This window comes from Salifodinibacter halophilus, assembly GCA_012999515.1.
GTDB lineage: Bacteria > Pseudomonadota > Gammaproteobacteria > Nevskiales > Salinisphaeraceae > Salifodinibacter > Salifodinibacter halophilus.
The window spans coordinates 1-605 of the sequence record JABEEB010000015.1 but is presented as its reverse complement, the minus strand read 5'-3'; the positions used below and the strand labels follow the sequence as shown (position 1 = coordinate 605).

Annotated in this window: 1 pseudogene; it reads left to right on the top strand. The window is 50.7% G+C overall.

What is annotated here, in order from left to right:
• Nucleotides 1-105: 105 nt before the first annotated feature.
• Nucleotides 106-516: pseudogene (locus tag HKX41_10445) on the top strand (major capsid protein E).
• The last annotated feature ends 89 nt before the right edge of the window (nt 517-605 follow it).

Here is a 605-nt window from a genome sequence, read left to right as displayed (position 1 = left end):
GCTCGAAAAAACGGACCGCGTTTGCCGGAACGGCAATCAGCATCGTTTAACTTTACCCTTCATCACTAAAGGCCGCCTGTGCGGCTTTTTTTACGGGATTTTTTTATGTCGATGTACACAACCGCCCAACTGCTGGCGGCAAATGAGCAGAAATTTAAGTTTGATCCGCTGTTTCTGCGTCTCTTTTTCCGTGAGAGCTATCCCTTCACCACGGAGAAAGTCTATCTCTCACAAATTCCGGGACTGGTAAACATGGCGCTGTACGTTTCGCCGATTGTTTCCGGTGAGGTTATCCGTTCCCGTGGCGGCTCCACCTCTGAATTTACGCCGGGATATGTCAAGCCGAAGCATGAAGTGAATCCGCAGATGACCCTGCGTCGCCTGCCGGATGAAGATCCGCAGAATCTGGCGGACCCGGCTTACCGCCGCCGTCGCATCATCATGCAGAACATGCGTGACGAAGAGCTGGCCATTGCTCAGGTCGAAGAGATGCAGGCAGTTTCTGCCGTGCTTAAAATTCGTAATCATGTCATAGCTGTTTCCTGTGTGAAATTGTTATCCGCTCACAATTCCACACAACATACGAGCCGGAAGCATAAAGTGTA